The organism is Phormidium pseudopriestleyi FRX01 (assembly GCF_017313335.1).
Taxonomy (GTDB): domain Bacteria; phylum Cyanobacteriota; class Cyanobacteriia; order Cyanobacteriales; family Laspinemataceae; genus Laspinema; species Laspinema pseudopriestleyi.
Window position 1 is genome coordinate 1 of sequence record NZ_JAFLQW010000411.1, and the last position, 20,908, is coordinate 20,908.

The following is a 20,908-nucleotide window of genomic DNA, read 5'->3' on the forward strand; positions in this document are numbered from 1 at the left end:
AAGGCGTTACTACGAACTGGGGAGAACGACTGAAGTCGTTACTACGAACATGAAGAATGGGGTTAGTTTTTTCTCTGGGCGATCGGGATTTGGATGATGAATTCGCTGCCTTGACTGGGGGCGGTGATGCAGTCTAAGATGCCGTTATGTTTCTCGACGACGATTTGATAACTGATGGCTAATCCGAGTCCGGTGCCTTTGCCGACGGGTTTGGTGGTGAAGAAGGGGTCGAAGAGGCGGGCTTTGGTTTGTTCGGTCATTCCGGGTCCGTTGTCGGCGATGTGGATGATGACTGAATTCCCTCTGACTTCGGTGCGGATCTGGATGGTGGGCTGGGTTTCGGTGGAGTCGAATGGGTTGCTTTCTAGGGCGTCGATCGCATTGTTGATGATGTTCATGAATACTTGATTCATCTGGGAGGCATAGCACTCAATTAAGGGCAGTTCTCTATAGTCTTTGATGAGTTCTATGCTATGCCGATCGCCTTTGGTTTTGAAGCGATTCTGCAAAATCAATAGGGTGTTTTCAATCCCTTCATGGATGTCTACTGCTTTCATATCCGCTTCGTCTAGGCGGGAGAAGTTGCGTAAACTTAAAACAATTTTTCGGATGCGATCGGTTCCCATTCTCATGGATGCCAAAATTTTCGGCAGATCTTCGAGAATATAGTCCAGTTCTAGGTTGTAAATTGCTTCTTCAAGTTCCGAGTCAGGGTTGGGATAGCTTTCCTGATACAAATTAATGATCATCAGCAAATCTTCTGTATATTGGCTCAGATGCGTGAGGTTGCCGTGGATGAAATTAACCGGATTATTGATTTCATGGGCGACTCCAGCAACTAATTGGCCTAAACTGGACATTTTTTCGGTTTGAATCAGTTGGGATTGGGTTTGTTGTAACTCCTGTAAGGTATTCTGTAATTGTTCGGTTTGTTCTTGGGCTTGGCGGGCGCTATCTTGGGCTTGGCGGTATAAATCAGCTTGGTAAAGGGCGATCGCCAACTGATCGGCTACCGCTTGCAACAGTTCTACTTCCCACTCGTTCCAATTACGCCCTTGGTAGGAGGTTCCGCAAACCAGGCAACCGACATCTCGCGAGGCGGTTTGAATGGTAACAATCACCACGGCGCGATACCCCCACATGGTATAAAGCAATTGGATATCTAACTCGGAATCCCTGGTAATATCATCAGACCGAATCAGTTTAGAGTTGGCAATTTTTGCTTGGATGGGATTCTCATCAACGGGATAGCGCCCGATGCGACTGTCGAGTTCAGGGTTTTTTACTTCGGTGACGATTTCCCAGAATGCCGGGGTACTACAGCAGCGATACCACAGGAAATTACAGCGATCAAGGTCTAATAACTGATATAGCTGTTGAACTACCGTTTCTAGGATAGTATCTACTTCTAAAGAGTTGCGAATATCACGAGAAATCTGATTAATCAGGGATTCCCGATTAGCGAGTTGTCGGGATTCGGCTTCGGATTCGCGCAGGGCGTTCTCGGCTTGTTTGCGATCGCTCACATCGACGCCGATTCCCCATCCGGACCAGCCGGGAATCGGAAATTGCTTGGCAATATTCGACCAAGCAACGGTTTTAATGCTGCCATCTTTGGCCGTGAGTTCCAGTTCCCAATTCCGGTAATGATTGTCTAATTCAACCATTTCCGTCACCATTGCGGCTCTTTCTTCAGAGATGGGATACAACAGTTCCCCTGCCAGGGGATTGCCGACGATTTCATTGGCACTATAGCCGGTGACTCGTTCACATTCGCGGTTCCAGGCGATAAAGTTGCCTTCGATATCAAAGGCATCCATCATCACGGGCATATTTTCCAGGATGCCGCGCAGGTATTCTTCTCGCTGTTTGAGGGCAGTTTCTGCCTCTTTGAGGGCGGTGATATTTTGAGAGACTATCATACCGGCAAAGATTTCCCCATTGGTATGGGTAACTGGCAGCAGGTGAACTAGATAAATTCTCTCAAAAAAGGGGAATTCAAAGGCTAACGTCTCACCGGCGAGGGCGGATCGATACATGGGTTCTAATATTTCGACGGTTTCGGGGGGCCAGTATTCCCCGATGGTTTTGCCTTCCATTTCTGTTTTGGAAAAGCCGATTTCGTCGAGTTCCCGTCCATCCACGAGGGTATAGCGCAAGTGTTGATCAAAGAGGCAGATGCTACCGTTGGGGAAGTTGCGGGCGATCGCCCGATAGAGTTCTTCACTCCGGCGCAAGGCTTCTTCGGCTTGGTGACTTAAGGTGATATCATGGGCTGTCCCGATGAGTTTAACCAGTTCGCCCTCGGCATTAAAGATGGGTTGCCCTTTGGAGGAGATAAATTTGATAGAACCATCGGGAAACAGCATTCGGTGTTTACATTCATAGGCTTGTCCTTGAGCGATCGCCTCCTCAATCAGGGTTTTGAGAGATTCACAGTCCTCGGGATGTACCCGTTCAAAAAACCCTTGATAAGTCAGTCCTAATTCGGGCTGTTCAACCTGATAGATGCGTAAGAGTTCATCGGATCCATCTACCTGATAGGTGTTCAAATCGAATTCCCAGGACCCGATATGAGCCACTTGTTGAGCTTGAGCCAGTTGCAAGGCGTTACGCCGCAGGGCTTCTTCGACGGTTTTTTGTTCGGTGATGTCCCGGATGATGGTGGAAAAATATTCCACGGCGCCGTTTTCGGACCGATGACTCATAATCACCTGTAAAACGGGGATTTCCTGACCATCATGAGCCAGAAAACGGGTTTCACCACTCCAAACCCCTTCTTGGATTGCGACAGGCAAGGCTTCATTAAAGATGAAGGACTGGCATGATTCTGGAACAAATGTTGAGATGTGGTGAGTTGTGCCATCATTGTCCGTCTTTAAACCCACGACTTGGCGCGCTGTCTGGTTGAGATAGAGGACGACTCCGTTGGCATCGCAAACGCCGACGAAATCGGGGGTTGCTTCCAAAATGGTGATCAGTCGTTCCCGCTCTTTTTCGGCTTCTTTGCGATCGCTGATGTCCCGCATGGCGACGACGGCACCCAGCTTTTTCCCCGAGGCATCGACGATCGCCTGACCACTGGCGAGGATGGTGCGCGGCTTCTGATGTTTCGGCGCGATCACCATTTCCACATTTTGAACGGTTTCGCCGCGCAGGGCACGAAATAGGGGAATCTCTTCCATAGGCAACGGGGTTCCGTCTGGTCGATATAAACTGTAATGCTCGGCCCATTGTTCGGGGAGGATGGGGTCTTCGGGCAATCCGTGATACTCTTTCGTGGCCCGATTGAAGAGGGTTAAAATGCCGTTGGCGTCACAAGCGACTATCCCATCGGTTAAATTATTGAGCAGGGCATTGAGGAATTCCCGTTCTTTTTGTAAGGCTGCCTCTGCTTCGTTTCGAGAGGCGATTTCCCCTTGTAACTGCGCGATCGCCCCTTGGAGTTGAGCGGTGCGATCGGCGACTCGGCTTTCGAGGTCTTCGTTGGCTTGTTTGAGGGCTTCTTCGATTTGTTGGCGATCGCTGATATCCGCCAGTGCTCCGACAAACCCGGTGATTTCTCCTCTTTCTCCAGTTTGGATCACCGCTTGAACCACCACCCAGGCGACTTCCCCATCTTTACGCAGCATCCGACATTCTATGCGAAATTCGATGGGTTTTTTGACGAATTGAGACCATTGAGCAAAGACGAATGAGCTATCGTCAGGATGAATTGCCCGGGTCCATCCATACCCCATTGCTTCTTGAGGGGACATTCCGGCAATTTCACACCATTTTTCATTGACATAGAGGGCTTTTCCCTCGGTATCGGTTTGGAAGATGCCGATGGGGGAGAGTCCGGCGATCGCTTGATACCGGCGCAGCCGTTCTTGTAGGGATTTGTTGCTGTGGCGGTTGTGCGGGGTTTGTGGCGGTTCTAAATTTGGGCGATCGCCAGGACCCTGGATTTTCCGACCAAACCCATACATCACCCCCTCTTCTGGGGACCGGCTGATTTCCCACTCGATCCACTGATAACCGCCCTCTTTTCTCTGATAGCGATTTTGAAACCTAACCCGCTCAATTTCCCCAGATAGAGTGGCAATTTTGCCCGCAGTTTCCTCTCGGTCTTCTGGATGCACCCCGGCAATCAAGGGGCGATTTACCAGTTCTTCTGAAGTGAATCCGAGGGTGACTTCCCATGCGGGATTCACCAGTTGAAAATTCCCCTCTAACCCGAGTAGACAGAGTAAATCCTCGGAACGGCTAAAAAATCCAGCATAATGGGCTGAATTAGCTAGATTCGATGACTTTTTTGATGATTTTTTGGGAGGTTTGATATGCATAGATTACCGGCGGTCACTAGAGTTTGAATCGAGGGGTTTTTCAGGGGATGAAAGAGGGACCTTTCCCTGGGTTTTTGAGGTCTGGGTTCAAAAATCAGTCTATCCTTTTTTCCCATTTTGTGATTAAATCTCTGATTGGTTAGAGTCTCCCGACCACTGGGCTGTGGATCTCGGGGATCTCATCAAGGCCGGAGTCACGGATCATGGTCTTTCTCAAAGGGCAGTCCATCAACGGGACCTGTGATCCGGGGTGAAATCCCCAATATTTGAGTCAGTGGGGATCGTCCGGGGAAATATCTGAACTTCAGGCAAATTCACCCTTTCCCATTTAAAATAGGCACAGACTTGTCCCTCATTGATCCTTTATTTTTTAATCCAAATGCGTTATTGGGTAGTTAATCTATTTCTGGCGATCGCCTTGAATGCTTGCGCGACTTTTCCCTTGAAAAACCCAACTCTTGAATCCGGAGTACATCTCACCCAATGGACGAAGGCACAAAAAGAAGAACTGCGCCAAAGAAGCACCCAAACCCAACGTCTTGCTCCCCATTCCAGTTTAGATACAACGGAGGTAGAATTTCAACGGCGGAGTTTATTAATTCGGCAAAGAATAGCCCGTCAAAATCTCGAAGAACGCGATCGCTGGTGGCGCAGGAACGACATTCCCGACCCTCATAAATACTTGCTCCCTATTATTTTAGCCCGCCTCAGTTTGCCGGAGGATTATGACCCTCAACCCAATTGGGATATGTTGTTAAAATTGGAAAAGGAACGCCCAGACCTGTATCATTTCCGCAGTATGCTAGATGTGCGAATTTTCTTCCTGTATCGCGACCAACTCCCGGACCCGGTCAAGGCGTCTTACCAAAGTATGTTAGCCCGTCCTCGGGTAGAGGAGTGGAGTGAAGGGGGTACGGAAAATCATGGGTTTATGCAACGGGTGTCAGGTTTAGCCCTGATGGATGGCAGCGGGTTTCCGGTGGGATTGCCCCATGTGGCGGAAACCAATGAGGCTTGGTTGCGATCGCAACTGGACAAGTTTCTCACAATTGGCCAAGGAGAATTTCATTCCTCTACCTATTACGGTTACAGCATCGCGGGATTACTAAATCTGTATGATTTTGCCGAAACTCCGGAACTGCGGGAATTGGCGACTGCCTTGTTAGACTGGTATGCTACGAATATGGCCTTGCGCCTGAGTTGGGGAACCTCTGGCGGGGCGGAAAGTCGCGGGTTCGATCGCAATACTTGGAATAATGGATTAAGTGCGGTTGCCTGGGTCTGGTGGGGAACTCCGAATCGCACGAATGATCAGGCGATCGCTGAGGGAATGCAGCTTAACTATGCGAGACTGGCCCTGGCCCCGAGTCTGAGTTCCTATCGTCCCCCGGAACATTTACGGGCGATCGCTCACAAGCAAGTTCCCCTAACGTTTTCAGTCCAAGCCAGTCATCCAGCCTATTACAGCCACCATGCCGACAATCACCTCTGGGAAACCTTCTACGTCACCCCCGATTATACCGTGGGTACGCTCTTAGAAGGCTCTCGCGACTCTCAAGTTGAAGGTACAATCCGGGCGCAGTATGCCACCTATAAACTCGTGATTCGCGACCCCAATGGGGTGAACAATCCTGTCGTGAGTCTGGGAGGAACTTATCATTCCCCAATGGCAACAGGAAAAACCCCCGGAGACCAATATCTCCAGGAACGAAGTGCAGTAATTTATCAGCAGATTCTCACCAAGTCTGATGTAGAGGCAGGAGTCCCGGCGCAGTCGCACCTTGTCTTACCGATGGGATATGGAGAACCCCGCAGACATGAAGATTGGTATATCTGGCGGATTCAAGAAACTTGGTTAGTGGCGCAGGTTTGGGGAGATGAAATTGCCTTGAAAATCCCGGTTTCTGAAAAAAATGCCGCTTATCAAGCCTTAGCTGCGATCGGCAGTAAAACCGCCTGGATTGTCGATGTAGCGAGGGTTGCAGAGTATCCCACTTTTGATAGTTTAATTCGCGCCCTGAAACGAACTGAAGTGAGGGATGCCGCTTGGGAAACCGAGGGCAGTTTAGAGTATAAAAGTCTTGTCGGGGACCAGCTGACCATGACCTACAAACCCCAGGGGGCGATCGCGATCGCCACCATCAATGGCAAACCCCGTCAACTGGAAAATTGGCCGGTATTAGAGAGTCCTTATGTTCGGCAACCCCTAAATAGTGGATTCTTAGAAGTTAAGGAACCTCAACTGGGCATCTGGCGGTTACGGACCACCCCAACGGGACCTCAATGGGAGGCCAAACCCTGAATCCCATCCAGATTCAACGCGATCGCCCTTGAGGGGAATAACCCATTCCCCTCTCCCAACCGCCATCGCATCCTTCACTTCGATTCCTCAATCACCTTAGACGATACCTCGACTGCATCAATATCGATGGTCCCCGGAGGGGTCAACCGCACGAAGTGATCGCCTTCTCCCATCAGAGGTTCCCCACAACTGGGACATTGAAATTGGGTCTGATTCAGTCCAGTAAGCTCATAACTACAAACGGGACACGGATTCACAATCAGGTTCCGACTCAACCACCACCGCAAGCCAAAAAAGGCCACCACCGGCAGCAGGGTGACTGCCACGATTAAGATTAAAATCGACTTCACGACCCATCCCAACCCGATCGAAATCAACACCCACACGATCAACACCGGCATCAACCATCGACTCAGGTCCGATAGGTTCAGCAGCAAGGATTTGTAACTGTTTTGATTCACAATTGACTCCCACAGAAAATCGCCAATACCTCTATCCTACTCAGTAAACTCTATCAGTTGTTTGACGCGAAGAGTAAAGGCATCCGTACCAAACCCCCCAATAGTTTCCTGGCGCAACCAGTCCCCATCACAGCGTCGGTCCTCTCCCCGCAACATTTCAATGCAAGCTACCGCAACCGCTTGGGGGTCCCGATGTGGCACTTGCCAGCCCAATTTGCCATCCTGCAACGGGTCCGCCGACCCATCGGCATCCCCAGATAGCACAGGTTTTCCGCAAGCCATCGCCTCTAGGTACACGATGCCAAATCCCTCCTGAGAGGGCATAATATAGGCATCCGCGACCCGATAATGAGCGGTTAACTCCTGCGTTGGCACAAACCCGGCAAACACCACGCGATCGCTCACCCCCAACTCCTGCGCCAATCCCTGCAATCTCGGTTGGTCATCCCCCCGACCAATCACCAAATACTTGACATCCGGCTGGGCTTGTGCTATCTCTGGTAACGCCCGAATCGTCACATCCACCCCCTTATAGATATCCCCAGACCACAGTCGCGCCACCGTCATCAACACCTTACAGCCCTCTAACCCATAGCGTTCAATCAACTCCAGCGATTTAGGACCCGGAGTAAACAGCCTCTCATCCACCGCACAAGGGAGTAAATCAAAGCGCTGCGGTTGTAATCCATTCGCCTCACAAACGCGATCGCGACTATACCGGCTAATCGTCCATAACCGACTCGCCTTTTGTAACCCCAATTGTGCCATCTTCGGCAACGGTTCCCACACCTCCTTCCCATAAGTCAAAACCGTATAAGGAATCCCCAACGGTTGACACAACACTTGCACCAACGGGACCAAATTAATATGACCACAAAACACCCGCCTCGGACGGTGCAAAACAAGCTGATTCCCCAACGCCACAGCCAACTTCACCCGCCCCCACATCAGAGACAAAGCCTTAAAATACTGAAATCGCAACCCCGGATTTCCCTCAAACGTATTCTCACAATCCGGACCATCCCGCAACAACAACACCTCCCCCACCCGCCCCTCACGGGACGCCCAATCCCCATAAACCCTCAAAATATCCCTCACATAAGATTGAATCCCCCCCTCCCGGGAAAAAATCTCCAAAAACACAAACACATCCTGCCCTTCCCGCATCACCAAAACCTCCGTCAAAATCAGTCTCCGTGAAAATCAGTGAAATCAGTGGTTCAACTCCCCAAAGACTGCGCCGCCAACCAACTCGTAGTCCAAGCACTTTGAAAATTAAACCCACCCGTCACCCCATCAATATCCAACACTTCCCCCGCAAAATATAAACCCGGACAACAACGACTCTCCATCGTCTTAAAATTCACCTCTTTCAGAGAAACCCCGCCACAAGTGACAAATTCCTCTTTAAACACTCCTTTCCCCTGGATTTGATACTGTCCTCGGGTCAATTCTTCAACCACCTGATTAATCGCTTTTTTAGAAAATTCCGCCCATCGAGTTTCGCTATCCAATCCCATTGCTTCTAACAACCGTTCCCACAATCGCCGAGGAATCGGAAAGGGACAACTCGTCGCGACTGCCTTTCGCGGTAACTGTGATTTCACCGCCTGTAACTGTTCTCGCAACAGTTCTGGATTATACTGCGGTAACCAATCAATCGTTAAAGTCGCCCGATACTTGTGATTATATAAATATCTGGCCCCCCATGCCGAAAGTTTCAGAATCGCCGGACCACTCAGACCCCAATGGGTAACCAGAACAGGTCCGGTTTGGGTCAATTTAGCATCCCGTAATTGGACTCGCGCCATTTTCACGGCAACGCCAGCTAAATCCTGGAGACGAGGGTCAGTGACATTAAAGGTAAACAGAGAGGGAACCGGAGGTTCTATCCGATGTCCGAGGGATTGGGCAATTTTATACCCCAGGGGATTGCTACCCGTTGCCAACAGCAGGCGATCGCAACTCAGGGTTTCCCCAGACTTCAAGACAATCTCAAATCCGCCACCGTTCTCACCTTCCGAGGGAAGCAGGCGACGCACATCCACCACCGAAACCCCAGTCCGCAGTCTCACCCCCGATTCTCGCACCTGCTGCATCAAACAGTGGATAATTGTCTCAGAATCATCCGTTGTTGGGAATATCCGCCTGTCGTCCTCAGTTTTCAGCTTCACCCCCCGACTTTCAAACCAGTTCACCGTATCCTGCGCCTGAAACCGTGAAAATGCCCCACGCAGCGCCTTGCCCCCTCGGGGATAATGGGTGACCAACATCTCTGGATCGAAACAAGCATGAGTCACATTACATCGCCCTCCCCCGGAAATTTTCACCTTCGCCAGGGGTTGCCGTCCCGCTTCTAAAAGTGTCACCTCAGTCTGATCATGGTTTTGAGCGCAATTAATCGCCCCAAAAAAACCTGCTGCACCCCCACCAATCACCACCACCTTTACCGGGCGATCGTTCACCACCTTAAATCCTTGCATTCCCATTCAAAATTTCTATTGTTCCACAGTCTGTCCTCTTTTTCCAGAGGTTCACTCAAGCATCCCCAAATTGAGAAAGGAGTAGGGTGGGCACTGCCCACCTTACTTACGGTGGGCAGTGCCCACCCTACAATTGCTTGTCTTCTCCCTCAATCCAAACCTACCTCCTCAAACCCGTCCCAATAACGCCAACAACTGTGAGCGCAACGGTAACGGATTATACCCCAAACTAAAGGCTTTAGAACTATCCAAAGAGACATCCGGGGGTCTCGGGGCCGACATTTTGACATCTTGTTGCCGACAGGGTTTAATCCGCCCATCCCTAACCTCCAATACCTCAATCACTTGCTCAAAAAACCCATATCGCGAAACCCGCTCTTTCCCCCCTAAATGCAGCAACTTTTCATCCTGTTCCAAGGCTAATAATAACCCTTGGGCCGCAGTTTTCCCACTCACCGGCGTCCGAAATTCATCGGTGAATAAGGCTAATTTTTGACCCGATCGCCAGGTTTGTAACATCGGCTGGAGGAAACTTTGGGCAGCGGGTCCGCCCTCGCCAAACATCAGCGGCATTCGACAGACAATGGTTTGCGGATTGCGATCGCGCATTTCCACCTCCGCCTCCACCTTTTGTTCACCATACCGACTCACCGGACAAACCGCATCGGTTTCAGCATAAGGCGGATTTAACCCATCAAAGACTAAATCCGTCGAAGTAAAAACACAGGGAATCTCAGCATCCCCACATAATCCCGCCAAATCACTCGACGCCGTGACATTAATCTTGTACGATTCCTCGGGATGAATTTGACAAACATTCGGTTGAGATTGAGCCGCAGTATGAATCACTGCATCGGGACAAATTTCAGCAAAAAGAGATTTTAGATCTGGAAAATCAGTTAAGTCAACCGACATCAACTGACAACCGGGAATGGTTATTTCATGAGAGCAATAGGTTCCAAAAACCTGCCATTCTGATTGAGCAATTTGACAGAGATTCCAGCCCAGAAATCCACTCGATCCGGTAATTAAAAGTTTTTTCATGAACCCAAACTAAATTTCATTGAATTACGGTTAAGCAGGTTCAAAATCCTCTTTAGACACCCCGCAAACCGGACAAACCCAATCCTCGGGAATGTCTTCAAATGAGGTTCCCGGTGCGATTCCCGAGTCTGGGTCTCCCTCCTCGGGATTATAAACATAGCCGCAGGCAGTACAGAGATATTGTTTCATGGGTTTCCCCCCTTTATAAAAGTCGGTTAATCTGATTGAAGCATATAAACCGAAAGTTATATCAATTCATTACAAAAATTTAACAATGACTATGACGAATGGCGGACGCTTGTGCGCCCTTCGAGGTTTGGTCCAGTGAGAGAACTCAGGGACTTCTCACATTTTTGGAGTGCGTTCGCGTAGCGAAGCCCGGGCTCAGGCTTTACGCACTCCTCTAAATATCTGTACCTCCTGAGTCCACCGAACCGCTGTATTTCCATACAAAATAGGCACAGTCACTACAACCGGATCCTCTGGGGATTTCTTCCTAGGGGGAGATCGGGCAACTCAGTCGCCCCTTTCTTCCGTCATAATTGGGAAATCAGTTACCGACCCCCTATTTACCCTCGCCTATGATTACTCCAACGGACCCAAAACTCAAGACCCTCAAACGCCTCCGCACCCTCAGTCATCTCCTTGACAACGCAATTCGCATCCCCGGAACCCGCTTTCGCGTTGGACTTGACCCCCTCCTCGGACTCCTTCCAGCAGGGGGCGATATTGCCGGTGCGATTCTCTCCGCTTACATTGTATTCAATGCTGCTCAGATAGGGGTCCCCCGTGAAAGTTTAGTGCAAATGGTGTACAACATTCTCCTAGAAACTCTGATTGGAACGGTTCCAGTCGTTGGAGATTTATTCGATGCTGCCTGGAAAGCTAATATCCGCAATATGGAACTATTAGAAACTCACTTAGATGCCCCCACCTCCAACAAAAAAGCCGACACCCTATTTATTGTGCTGCTATTGGGTGGGTTAATCCTCGCCGTCTTTGCGATCGTGGGGGTAGGCATCTGGATCCTCAGTTCCATCATCAGCGCCATCCTCCAGTAGGCCGATTTTTTGATTGGAGATGACGGGAGAAGCGACTGCCCAACCCTACAAATCTTCAACATTTATCCCTCTTAAATCCGGCATTTATTATGCTAATTGACTTCTAACCCACTCAGGGATTTACCCAATGTTGACTTTTTATCAACACCGGATATAATGAGACTATAATGGCGTAAAAACCGGGTAAAGACACAGCCCTATCTGGTCCTTACCCGGCACTAAATCCCCAGAGAAACCAGCTATCAACTCGCAGACAACTCCAACCCAAAGACTATAGGAGAAACCAGAATGAGCATTAAAACCATTGATGTCGTTTTCAGTTTTGATACCACAGGGAGTATGTACCCTTGCCTCACCCAAGTCCGCCGCAACCTCAAACAAAGCATCGCCCGATTATTAGATGAAATCCCTGGAATTCGCATCGGAATTATTGCCCACGGTGACTACTGTGACGAGGGTAAAACTTACGTTACCAAACACTTAGACTTATCGGGAGATGCAGATAAAATTTGCGACTTTGTGCAAAATGTCGAAGCAACCGGAGGGGGAGATGCACCGGAATGTTATGAATTAGTCTTGCATGAAGCTCAATCTTTATCCTGGAGTTCAGCGAGTACCAAATCCCTCGTTTTAATTGGAGATGATATTCCCCATGCACCGGCTCAAAATCCTCAAAAACTCAATTGGCGCAAGGAAGTAGATAAATTAGCCGAAATGGGAATTCCCGTTTACGGCGTACAAGCCCTCAATCGCTCCCATGCCAGCCTTTTCTATAAAGAATTGGCGGAAAAATCTGGGGGATTTCATATTAATTTAGACCAGTTTGCCTATATTACAGACTTGTTTTTAGCGGTTTGTTATCAGCAATCTTCTGATGACCAACTGCAAGCTTATGAAGCAGAAGTTACGGAACAGGGTCGGATGAGTCGTGGGTTAAACAAAATGTTTAATACCATGCTGAATCGGGAAGGCGAGTTTTATCAGGAATCCGCCGATTTGCGGGCGGTGACTCCGGGGCGATTTCAAGTGTTGGATATTGATAAAAATTGTGCCATCAAAGATTTTGTGATTGAAAATGGGCTAACTTTTCAACGGGGACGGGGGTTTTATGAGTTTACAAAAACTGAAACGATTCAAGGGAAGAAAGAAATTATTTTGATAGATCGGGGTACGGGGGATTTGTTCGAGGGAGAATCTGCCCGAGAGATGTTAGGATTACCTCCCGGGGAAACGGTGCGAATTAAACCGGCTAATTTAGAGAAGTATCTCGTTTTTGTGCAAAGTACCTCTTATAATCGCAAGTTGCTTGGGGGTACGAAGTTTCTCTATGAGGTTGCGGATTGGGATCGGTAGCAATTTTTGTTTTGCCGAGGGACAAGAATTGGGACAAGAAACCGGGTTTCTGCAATAACTTTTGGAAATTATCCCAAATTGTTGAAAGAAACCCGGTTTCTAACCCTTTGCTGTGGGACTTAAGACTATCAAGAGAACGACTGAAATTGTTACTAAGAACTAAGAGAGGAGACGGGGGAAATGTGAAGTTTTGTTAAAATGGGTGGACTCTCCAGTGTAGGGGAAGGTTTATGCTGAAGTTAGCAACCTTTAGCAACCCTTGTAAACGAGAGAGTCTGAATGATGGAAACGGTTAATTTGAGATTAAAAGGGATGAGTTGTGCCTCCTGTGCAACCCGAATCGAAGAGGTGATCCAAGGCGTTCCTGGGGTGGAAGAATGCAGCGTCAACTTTAGCGCGGAACAAGCGCGGGTGAAGTATAATCCCCGAAGGACGGAACTCGATCTCATCCAAAGTGCTGTCTCTGAGGCGGGATATACTGCTGAACCGCTGGAAGAATTGGGGATGCGGGACATTGATGCAGAACAAAAATCCCGGCAAGCGGAACAACAAGAATTACAACGCAAGGTGATTTTTGGGGGAATCATTAGCACAATTTTGGTGGTGGGTTCCCTGCCGATGATGACGGGGATTTCTTTCCCATTTATTCCCGATTGGTTGCATCATCCTTGGGTGCAATTTGCGCTAACGACTCCGGTTTTTATCTGGTGTGGCAAGTCCTTTTTTGTGGGGGCCTGGAAATCTTTTAAACATCATCATGCCGACATGAATACCCTGGTAGCATTGGGAACGGGTTCTGCTTATTTGTATTCTCTAGCCGTTTCAATTTTTCCAGGATTGTTTGCCGTTACGGGGGTAAATCCTGAAGTTTACTATGAAATCACTGCGGTAGTTATTACCCTAATTTTGTTGGGTGAGTTGTTTGAAAATAGAGCAAAAGGGCAAACGTCAGAAGCGATTAGAAAATTAATGGGATTACAGGCGAAAACAGCGCGGGTGATTCGCCAGGGTCAAGAAATGGATATTCCTATTCAAGAGGTGGGAGTGGGAGATGTGATTTTAGTCCGTCCCGGGGAAAAAATTCCGGTGGATGGGACGGTTTTGGAAGGTTCTTCCTTAATTGATGAGTCAATGGTGACGGGAGAATCGGTTCCGGTGAAGAAAGAAACGGGGGATGAAGTGATTGGCGCGACGATGAATAAAACCGGGAGTTTTAAGTTGAAAGCGTTGCGGGTGGGGAAGGATACGGTGTTGGCGCAAATTGTCAAGTTGGTGCAAGATGCTCAGGGGAGTAAAGCGCCAATTCAACGGTTAGCCGATCGCGTGACGGGATTTTTTGTGCCGGTGGTAATTGCCATTGCGATCGCCACTTTTGTGATCTGGTTTGCCATCATGGGAAATCTCACCCTCGCCATTATTACCACCGTTGGTGTCTTAATTATTGCCTGTCCTTGTGCCCTAGGATTAGCCACCCCAACCTCAATCATGGTGGGAACCGGAAAAGGGGCAGAAAATGGCATTTTAATCAAAAGTGCTGACAGTTTAGAACTCGCTCATAAAATCCAAACCATTGTCTTAGATAAAACTGGCACTTTGACCCAAGGCAAACCCACCGTAACCGATTATGTCACCGTTGGGGGAACCGCTCATAGTAATGAGATTAAATTGTTACAATTAGCCGCCGCTGTAGAAAGTAATTCTGAGCATCCCTTAGCCGAGGCAGTGGTAGAGTATGCTAAAGCGCAAGGGGTAGAGATGCCGCTTCCATCGGTTACGAATTTTGAAGCCGTCGCCGGTATGGGAGTTCAGGCGATCGTCAGTAACCGCCTCGTCCAAATCGGCACTCCAAGATGGATGCAGGAATTAGGGATTGATACCAAAGCATTACAAACCTATCAAGAAAAATGGGAATCGGAAGCTAAAACTAGCCCTTGGATTGCGGTAGATGGCCAAATTGAAGGAGTCTTCGGAATAGCAGATGCTTTAAAACCTTCTTCGGCTACGGCTATTCGAGCATTACGCGGCCTGGGATTAGAGGTGGTGATGTTAACGGGAGATAATCAACAAACCGCTCAATCTATTGCTCAGGAGGTCGGAATTGACCGAGTTTTTGCGGAAGTTCGTCCCGGGCAAAAAGCGGATAAAATTAAAGAATTACAAGCTGAGGGTAAAATTGTGGCCATGGTGGGAGATGGGATTAATGATGCCCCAGCCTTGGCTCAAGCGGATGTTGGAATTGCCATTGGGACGGGAACTGATGTGGCGATCGCCGCGAGTGATATTACCCTAATTTCTGGGGATTTACAAAGCATTGTCACGGCGATTCAACTCAGTAAAGCCACGATTCAAAATATCCGACAAAATCTGTTTTTTGCCTTTATTTACAATACCGCCAGTATCCCCATTGCGGCTGGCATTCTTTATCCCTTAACCGGATGGTTACTCAATCCCATCCTCGCCGGTGCTGCAATGGCGATGAGTTCGGTCTCTGTGGTCACTAATGCCTTGCGCTTACGCAAGTTTAAGGCTCATCATTCCTAGGTGAAATCCTCAGAAATTAAAGGTGCAAACTCTATTGACAGCAGGTTAAATCTATGTTAAAAATGTCCAAGATTTGGATGACTTTACTGGCGATCGCCCTTGTCTCCTCCAGTGCCGCGACTGCCACCTCAGAAACCAGGTCAGAAATGCCCGGGCACAGACAATCCCAATCTCAGGGATTGCAAAAAATTGAACAACCCTTACCCGTAAAAGCTGGAGTGATTGTAGGAGGTGTCACCTTAATTGGATTAGAACTCTGGTGGTTTTTATTTAGTAAAAAGAAAACCCAACCAGGAACTGGAGAGTAAGAAAGTTCCTAATTCCCAATCAATACTTGCGATCGCATCTTCCCTCTGGACACGGCACCCCCGTGTCCTTTCCTATCTTAACTCCAAACCCCACCTCAATCCTTTACAATAAAATATTCTGAGTCGTTCCCTCTTAAGTTCGTAGTAACGACTTCAGTCGTTCTCTCTGATGTTCGTAGTAATGACCTCCAGGAGTGGGAGCATCTTGCTCCCTACTCCAATATAGGGAGCAAGATGCTCCCACTCCTGAATTTGATTGCCATAATGATTTAGACTCGTTCTATCAATCCCTTTCCAATCATGCCTATGAATCAAGCCCGATTACGGAAACTGCACCGAATCCTGGCCCCGATCGCAATTTTACCCCTCCTCTTGACCGCGAAAAAACTCCGCTAAAATTAAACGTGCAACTCAGGGGTCCGATTGTGCGTCAATCACCGGAATATCAGGAGCGCATGGGAAAACAAAGCCATGTATCTTTACCAGGGCAAGCTTGATCCCCAGGTGGCGATCGCCCTTGGCAATTCCCATCCGGTGCATCCCCAGTCGTTGAGTCATGTCGATGAAATTTCATCCCAAAGATCGCGATCTGTTATACCTTAAAAAGTGTTGGCCTAAACCTGGAAGTATTGTTAAATTGCACGCCGAATCAAAAACTTATGGGAACTTTTCGATATCTGATGACTGTGGGTATGGGAACGCTAATCGCCTTAAGCGATATCGGCGCAAGTTTTGGACAGACTGAGGCATCAGGCGATCGCCTCCCCAGTCCAGCCCCAGAAAACGCCTCTCCCTCCGAGGAAACCCAGGACAAAACTGCCCCCAGAGGGGGTTTACAAGCCCAGGGAGTAACCCCCACCATAGAAAACGTACCTGAGTACCTGACGCCTAACCCCAACCCCCTCCAGTTTCCGACAGAACCCGATGAAGTTGAGATTGTCGGCACCCAACCCTTGACCTTAGAACAGGCCCTTCAAATTGCCGAACAGAACAGCCAGCAACTGCAAGAAGCCCTGTTAACGGTGGAACGAAATAGCGCCGCCTTACGAGAATCTCGCGCCGCCTTGTATCCTAACTTGGGCGTGCAATCGACCCTATCGCGATCGAACTCCACAGGGGCAGATTTAGGCAATCAGCGACAAAGACAACAGTTAGGAGACAATGCCCCACCCGCAGAAGGCGGGAGCACAAGCTTAGATGGGGGAGTGGAATTAACCTATAATTTGTACAATTCCGGTCGGCGATCGAGTCAGATTGGCTTTGCCGAAACCCAGTTACTCGTCAGTGAATTAGACCTGGAACGGGTGCTTGCGGACTTGCGCTTAGAGGTTCGAGAGGCTTATTACAACCTCCAAGAAGCGGATGACCAAATTGAAATTAGCCTCTCTGCGGTGCAAAGCTCTGAACAGAGCTTACGAGACGCTGAAGCCTTGGAACGAGCGGGATTGGGGACAAGATTTGATGTGTTGCGGGCCAGGGTCCAGTTAGCCGATGCCGCCCAATCCCTCACCCAAGCGCAGGCGCAGCAGCGCATCCGTCGCCGGGAAATCGCCCGGATTTTAAACGTTTCGCAAGTCGTGGATATTTCCGCTGCCGAACCTGTGGAAATTTCTGGGCTATGGAATTTGTCCCTAGAAGATAGCATCGTCCTGGCGTTGAGAAATCGAGCCGAGTTAGAGCAGTTGTTGTTACAGCGAGAACTCACGGATTATCAGCGTCAGATTGCCCTCTCTGCCCTGGGTCCTCAAGTCAGTTTGTTTGCCAACTATAACGTGGTGGAAATCTTTGGGGATGATTTGAATTTAGCCGATGGCTACAACTTGGGGGGTAGGGTGCAGTGGAATTTATATGATGGGGGGGCCGCTAGAGCCAGAGCGGTTCAAGAGGAGCGGAATATTGAGATTGCGGAAACGCGATTTGGGCAGTTTCGTAACCAAGTTCGCTTGCAGGTGGAGCAAGCGTTTTTTAACTTGCGATCGAACTTCGAGAATATCCAAACCTCGAATATTGCCGTGGATCAGGCGCGGGAAAGTTTGCGTCTGGCGCGGTTGCGGTTTCAAGCCGGTGTAGGGACTCAGACGGACGTGCTAACGGCAGAAACGGAACTGACTCGGGCTTTGAATAACCGCCTGCGGGCGATCGTGACTTACAATCGGGCATTAGCGGCGATGGAACGGGCGATCGGGAATGTGAATGAGGCGCTGATTTCGAGGCCCTAAGTTCGCTTCATGGGCAACCTGGATGCTGAATCTAGGGGATCTATAGCAATCCTAAATGATTTATGACATCTGTCTTCTCCCCTCTCCCCCTTTGGGCCGCCGACGGTTGGGGGTGAGGGCATTCCACAACTGATAAAGGATCGGATATAGGGGCAATTTGTGAATTGCCCCTATAGAATCCGGCCAGTATTTACAGAAGTTAACATGACGGTCTAAAATTTGAGAGGATCTAACATCGGCCCTGAGTCAGTGCCAAGGCTTGGCCTAATCCTGGACGACTCATCGGCCCCAATCGGGATCGCTCGATCGCAACTATGGAGAAGAGAAGTGCCTAATATCAAATTTGTGGATGAAAACAAGGAAGTTGTCGCGGCAGATGGCGCCAACTTGCGGCTCAAAGCCTTAGAAAATGGAATCGAACTCTACAAGTTTGTCGGGAAATTGATGAACTGTGGCGGTTACGGTCAATGTGGCACCTGCATTGTCGAAGTCGTCGAAGGCATGGAAAATCTCTCCGATCGCACTCTAGCAGAAAATCAAAAACTCAAGAAAAAGCCCCCAACCTATCGTTTGGCTTGTCAAACTATGGTGAATGGGTCCGTGAGCGTCAAAACCAAGCCCTAAGCTCTCCCCTGAATAGAGAGTCGCCTCCCCAGGGATTTGGGTTTTAAAGAATTTAGGCAAATCACCCTCACCGTAATCAATCAATAATGATATCCTGATCTTATTGAATTTTAAGATTGAAAAAATAGTGGGGTTCTATGCAAGTTAACGACCTAGGATTTGTGGCCAGCCTTCTGTTTGTGCTCGTCCCAGCCGTGTTCCTGTTGATCCTCTACATTCAAACCGCCAGCAAAAGCAAAGAGAGCTAAATTAACAGGCGGCTTTGTCTGGCACTTGGAACCGTTCCGGGTGCTTTCTTCAGGTTCTAACTCCGACTCTTGCTGGTAAGTTGAGGCGATCGCATCCCTTCCCAGGAAGAGTCTCCTGATCAAAGGTGCCAAAACGCAACGTTTGGCACCTTTTTTCAGTCCGAATCTCCGACAGTTAATTAGCTAGAAGTCCGACCTAATAACACCGGACAGTTAGCATAAACCCGCACATAGTCGGAGAGAGACCCCCCTAAGAGGCGATCGAGGTCCACAAAGCTTTTGGCAATATTAGGACGGCGATCGGGGGAACCCAGCATCACGAGATCCGCGTTCAAATCATCCGCCAACCGACAAATTTCTTCTCCGGCTTTTCCTTTCGGAGTGTGGCAGCGATAGGAAACGCCATATTTCTTCGCGGACGCCACCGCTGATGCTAATACTGGGTCCTGTTCCGGGTTATCCACAGCTTTTGAGCTGGCATGGACCAACTCCAACTGTCCCCCATCAATATCTTTGACCATCTTTAGGGCGAAATCCAGACATTGTTTCGCCGACTCGGATTTGTCCACCGCTACGAGAATTCGCCTGATTTTCTTAACGTAGACATCATCTTTGACCAGCAACATCGGACGGGAAGCAAGCTGGAAGACATATTGACTCACGGATCCTTCTAAAATCGCTTGCAAACGTCCCAAGGCGCGGGAACCCATGATAATCAGGTCAGAATTTTCTTCCTCTGCCACTTCACAGACGACGGTTTTTGGGTCTCCCTGCTTCAGACGGGGGTTGACTTTGCTCGGGTCGATGTTCAAAAATTTGACCGCATCTGCGAGGATTTTGCCACCCTCTGCCAACTTATCCGACATGGCATCAGCGGTGATTTCTGGGGCCACTACGTGCAAGACGGTTACTGAGGCAGTTTGAAATGAGGGGATGTCCATCAACATCTTGACCATCTCTTCACAGAGTCCTCTTCCGGCCACTGCCACTAATATTTTTTGGATCATAAGTTTAGCTCCTGGCTACGACAGCATAATATGTAGGGATGAATCCCTGAATTGATTCCGTTGTGATCAAGCTCTATCGGTCGAGGTCAACGACCCCAGAGATTGCTCGATTTAGGTATTTCATCTTTAATAATGTAAGACTTATTACTTACTGAAAATTTGTAGAAATGTAGAGTTTTGGATCGATTTGTAACATGACTGAGGAAAAAGACACACAACCCCAACTCCCCCCAACCCAGGCGATCGCCCGTCTGAGCGAAAAATCGCCCGAGGGATGGTTCGAGTACCCCGTCCGGGCTTATCCCCATCATACGGACTATGCTGGCATCGTTTGGCATGGCACCTACTTAATCTGGATGGAAGAGGCGCGAGTCGAATCCTTGCGGGCGATCGGGGTCAATTTTGCCGATTTAGTCGCCCTGGGGTGCGATTTACCCGTGGTTGAGTTAGCCTTGCGCTACCACAAACCGATGAAACTCGGCACCGAGGCGATCGTCAGAACCCGGATGCTAGAAATGGATGGGGTCCGCCTCAATTGGGAATATCAGATTCAGTCCCGAGATGGACAAGAGTTGTACCTCACTGGAGTGGTTACTCTCGTTACCGTGGATATCGAAAAAGGCCGCATTATACGCCGATTACCTGAATCGGTCAAAGATGCCTTAGTTAAATTATCCAGGTAGGGTTATTGGTTATTGGTCATTGGTTATTGGTCATTGGTTATTGGTCATTGGTTATTTGACAAATGACAAATGACAAATGACAAATGACAAATGACCTATCCCCCCTCCTCCCCAAGGTGATAAAATTTTGTTTACCCAACCCGACTGACCCTAACATCATGACTCGTTTACTTTACGAATATTCGATCGCCGATTGCGGTCACTTGATTATCCCTTATGTATTTGGAACCGTTGATCCGGACCGAA

At 48.9% G+C, this 20,908-nt stretch carries 18 protein-coding genes; 11 read left to right on the forward strand and 7 right to left on the reverse strand.

The features are described 5' to 3' along the window. Window positions 1–62 precede the first annotated feature (62 nt). A complete protein-coding gene (locus J0895_RS15445; protein WP_207088939.1) occupies window positions 63–4,328 on the reverse strand; it encodes a PAS domain S-box protein in 4,266 nt (1,421 codons plus the stop codon). A 379-nt stretch (window positions 4,329–4,707) separates the two neighbouring features. Here J0895_RS15445 and J0895_RS15450 point away from each other — a divergent pair, with 379 nt between their 5' ends. Next, window positions 4,708–6,630, forward strand: a complete 1,923-nt coding sequence (locus J0895_RS15450; protein ID WP_207088940.1) for a hypothetical protein — start codon at window positions 4,708–4,710, stop codon at window positions 6,628–6,630. Window positions 6,631–6,704: 74 nt separating this feature from the next. Here J0895_RS15450 and J0895_RS15455 read toward each other — a convergent pair whose 3' ends face one another. The 5 genes from J0895_RS15455 to rd form a co-directional block, all read right to left on the reverse strand. Beyond that, complete coding sequence (locus J0895_RS15455) at window positions 6,705–7,091, reverse strand: hypothetical protein (RefSeq protein ID WP_207088941.1); 387 nt, start codon at window positions 7,089–7,091, stop codon at window positions 6,705–6,707. 36 nt (window positions 7,092–7,127) lie between these two features. Continuing rightward, window positions 7,128–8,258 carry a glycosyltransferase family 4 protein gene (locus J0895_RS15460; RefSeq protein WP_207088952.1) on the reverse strand — a complete coding sequence of 377 codons (1,131 nt, stop codon included), beginning with the start codon at window positions 8,256–8,258 and terminating at the stop codon, window positions 7,128–7,130. A gap of 53 nt (window positions 8,259–8,311) precedes the next feature. Beyond that, window positions 8,312–9,580: a BaiN/RdsA family NAD(P)/FAD-dependent oxidoreductase gene (locus J0895_RS15465; RefSeq protein WP_207088942.1), complete on the reverse strand. Its 1,269-nt coding sequence runs from the start codon at window positions 9,578–9,580 to the stop codon at window positions 8,312–8,314. Window positions 9,581–9,742: 162 nt separating this feature from the next. Further along, window positions 9,743–10,618: an SDR family oxidoreductase gene (locus J0895_RS15470; protein WP_207088943.1), complete on the reverse strand. Its 876-nt coding sequence runs from the start codon at window positions 10,616–10,618 to the stop codon at window positions 9,743–9,745. 30 nt (window positions 10,619–10,648) lie between these two features. Beyond that, window positions 10,649–10,807 carry a rubredoxin gene (rd, locus tag J0895_RS15475; protein WP_207088944.1) on the reverse strand — a complete coding sequence of 53 codons (159 nt, stop codon included), beginning with the start codon at window positions 10,805–10,807 and terminating at the stop codon, window positions 10,649–10,651. Between the two features lie 392 nt (window positions 10,808–11,199). Here rd and J0895_RS15480 point away from each other — a divergent pair, with 392 nt between their 5' ends. The 9 genes from J0895_RS15480 (at window position 11,200) to psbM (ending at window position 18,972) form a co-directional block, all read left to right on the forward strand. Continuing rightward, the gene (locus J0895_RS15480; protein ID WP_207088945.1) at window positions 11,200–11,679 is read left to right on the forward strand and encodes a DUF4112 domain-containing protein; all 480 of its coding nucleotides are present in this window, start codon (window positions 11,200–11,202) and stop codon (window positions 11,677–11,679) included. 288 nt (window positions 11,680–11,967) lie between these two features. Continuing rightward, the gene (locus J0895_RS15485; protein ID WP_207088946.1) at window positions 11,968–13,032 is read left to right on the forward strand and encodes a vWA domain-containing protein; all 1,065 of its coding nucleotides are present in this window, start codon (window positions 11,968–11,970) and stop codon (window positions 13,030–13,032) included. A 282-nt stretch (window positions 13,033–13,314) separates the two neighbouring features. Further along, window positions 13,315–15,573: a heavy metal translocating P-type ATPase gene (locus tag J0895_RS15490; RefSeq protein ID WP_207088953.1), complete on the forward strand. Its 2,259-nt coding sequence runs from the start codon at window positions 13,315–13,317 to the stop codon at window positions 15,571–15,573. A 62-nt stretch (window positions 15,574–15,635) separates the two neighbouring features. Continuing rightward, window positions 15,636–15,881, forward strand: coding sequence for a hypothetical protein (locus tag J0895_RS15495; RefSeq protein ID WP_207088947.1), 246 nt, complete (start codon window positions 15,636–15,638; stop codon window positions 15,879–15,881). 194 nt (window positions 15,882–16,075) lie between these two features. Beyond that, window positions 16,076–16,378, forward strand: coding sequence for a hypothetical protein (locus J0895_RS15500; protein ID WP_207088948.1), 303 nt, complete (start codon window positions 16,076–16,078; stop codon window positions 16,376–16,378). Further along, window positions 16,353–16,484 carry a hypothetical protein gene (locus J0895_RS26430; protein ID WP_277989850.1) on the forward strand — a complete coding sequence of 44 codons (132 nt, stop codon included), beginning with the start codon at window positions 16,353–16,355 and terminating at the stop codon, window positions 16,482–16,484. Before J0895_RS15500 ends, J0895_RS26430 begins: the two co-directional genes overlap by 26 nt. A gap of 56 nt (window positions 16,485–16,540) precedes the next feature. Next, window positions 16,541–18,100 (forward strand): TolC family protein, encoded by a 1,560-nt coding sequence (locus J0895_RS15505; protein ID WP_242541348.1) that lies wholly within the window; start codon window positions 16,541–16,543, stop codon window positions 18,098–18,100. 327 nt (window positions 18,101–18,427) lie between these two features. After that, window positions 18,428–18,724, forward strand: coding sequence for a 2Fe-2S iron-sulfur cluster-binding protein (locus J0895_RS15510; protein WP_207088949.1), 297 nt, complete (start codon window positions 18,428–18,430; stop codon window positions 18,722–18,724). 137 nt (window positions 18,725–18,861) lie between these two features. Further along, entirely contained in the window at window positions 18,862–18,972 is a 111-nt protein-coding gene (psbM, locus tag J0895_RS15515; protein WP_015147816.1) for a photosystem II reaction center protein PsbM, read from the forward strand. Window positions 18,973–19,151: 179 nt separating this feature from the next. Here psbM and J0895_RS15520 read toward each other — a convergent pair whose 3' ends face one another. Beyond that, window positions 19,152–19,979 carry a universal stress protein gene (locus J0895_RS15520; protein WP_207088950.1) on the reverse strand — a complete coding sequence of 276 codons (828 nt, stop codon included), beginning with the start codon at window positions 19,977–19,979 and terminating at the stop codon, window positions 19,152–19,154. Between the two features lie 194 nt (window positions 19,980–20,173). On the opposite strand from J0895_RS15520, the gene J0895_RS15525 reads away from it, so the two are divergent. After that, window positions 20,174–20,662 carry an acyl-CoA thioesterase gene (locus tag J0895_RS15525; RefSeq protein WP_207088951.1) on the forward strand — a complete coding sequence of 163 codons (489 nt, stop codon included), beginning with the start codon at window positions 20,174–20,176 and terminating at the stop codon, window positions 20,660–20,662. Window positions 20,663–20,908: the final 246 nt, after the last annotated feature.

Excerpts from the sequence above, each read along its gene's own strand:
- J0895_RS15445 (WP_207088939.1), bottom strand. The coding sequence starts at position 4,328 with ATGCATATCAAACCTCCCAAAAAATCATCAAAAAAGTCATCGAATCTA.
- J0895_RS15450 (WP_207088940.1), top strand. The coding sequence starts at position 4,708 with ATGCGTTATTGGGTAGTTAATCTATTTCTGGCGATCGCCTTGAATGCT.
- J0895_RS15460 (WP_207088952.1), bottom strand. The coding sequence starts at position 8,258 with ATGCGGGAAGGGCAGGATGTGTTTGTGTTTTTGGAGATTTTTTCCCGG.
- J0895_RS15465 (WP_207088942.1), bottom strand. The coding sequence starts at position 9,580 with ATGGGAATGCAAGGATTTAAGGTGGTGAACGATCGCCCGGTAAAGGTG.
- J0895_RS15470 (WP_207088943.1), bottom strand. The coding sequence starts at position 10,618 with ATGAAAAAACTTTTAATTACCGGATCGAGTGGATTTCTGGGCTGGAAT.
- rd (WP_207088944.1), bottom strand. The coding sequence starts at position 10,807 with ATGAAACAATATCTCTGTACTGCCTGCGGCTATGTTTATAATCCCGAG.
- J0895_RS15480 (WP_207088945.1), top strand. The coding sequence starts at position 11,200 with ATGATTACTCCAACGGACCCAAAACTCAAGACCCTCAAACGCCTCCGC.
- J0895_RS15485 (WP_207088946.1), top strand. The coding sequence starts at position 11,968 with ATGAGCATTAAAACCATTGATGTCGTTTTCAGTTTTGATACCACAGGG.
- J0895_RS15490 (WP_207088953.1), top strand. The coding sequence starts at position 13,315 with ATGGAAACGGTTAATTTGAGATTAAAAGGGATGAGTTGTGCCTCCTGT.
- J0895_RS15495 (WP_207088947.1), top strand. The coding sequence starts at position 15,636 with ATGTCCAAGATTTGGATGACTTTACTGGCGATCGCCCTTGTCTCCTCC.
- J0895_RS26430 (WP_277989850.1), top strand. The coding sequence starts at position 16,353 with ATGTATCTTTACCAGGGCAAGCTTGATCCCCAGGTGGCGATCGCCCTT.
- J0895_RS15505 (WP_242541348.1), top strand. The coding sequence starts at position 16,541 with ATGGGAACTTTTCGATATCTGATGACTGTGGGTATGGGAACGCTAATC.
- psbM (WP_015147816.1), top strand. The coding sequence starts at position 18,862 with ATGCAAGTTAACGACCTAGGATTTGTGGCCAGCCTTCTGTTTGTGCTC.
- J0895_RS15520 (WP_207088950.1), bottom strand. The coding sequence starts at position 19,979 with ATGATCCAAAAAATATTAGTGGCAGTGGCCGGAAGAGGACTCTGTGAA.
- J0895_RS15525 (WP_207088951.1), top strand. The coding sequence starts at position 20,174 with ATGACTGAGGAAAAAGACACACAACCCCAACTCCCCCCAACCCAGGCG.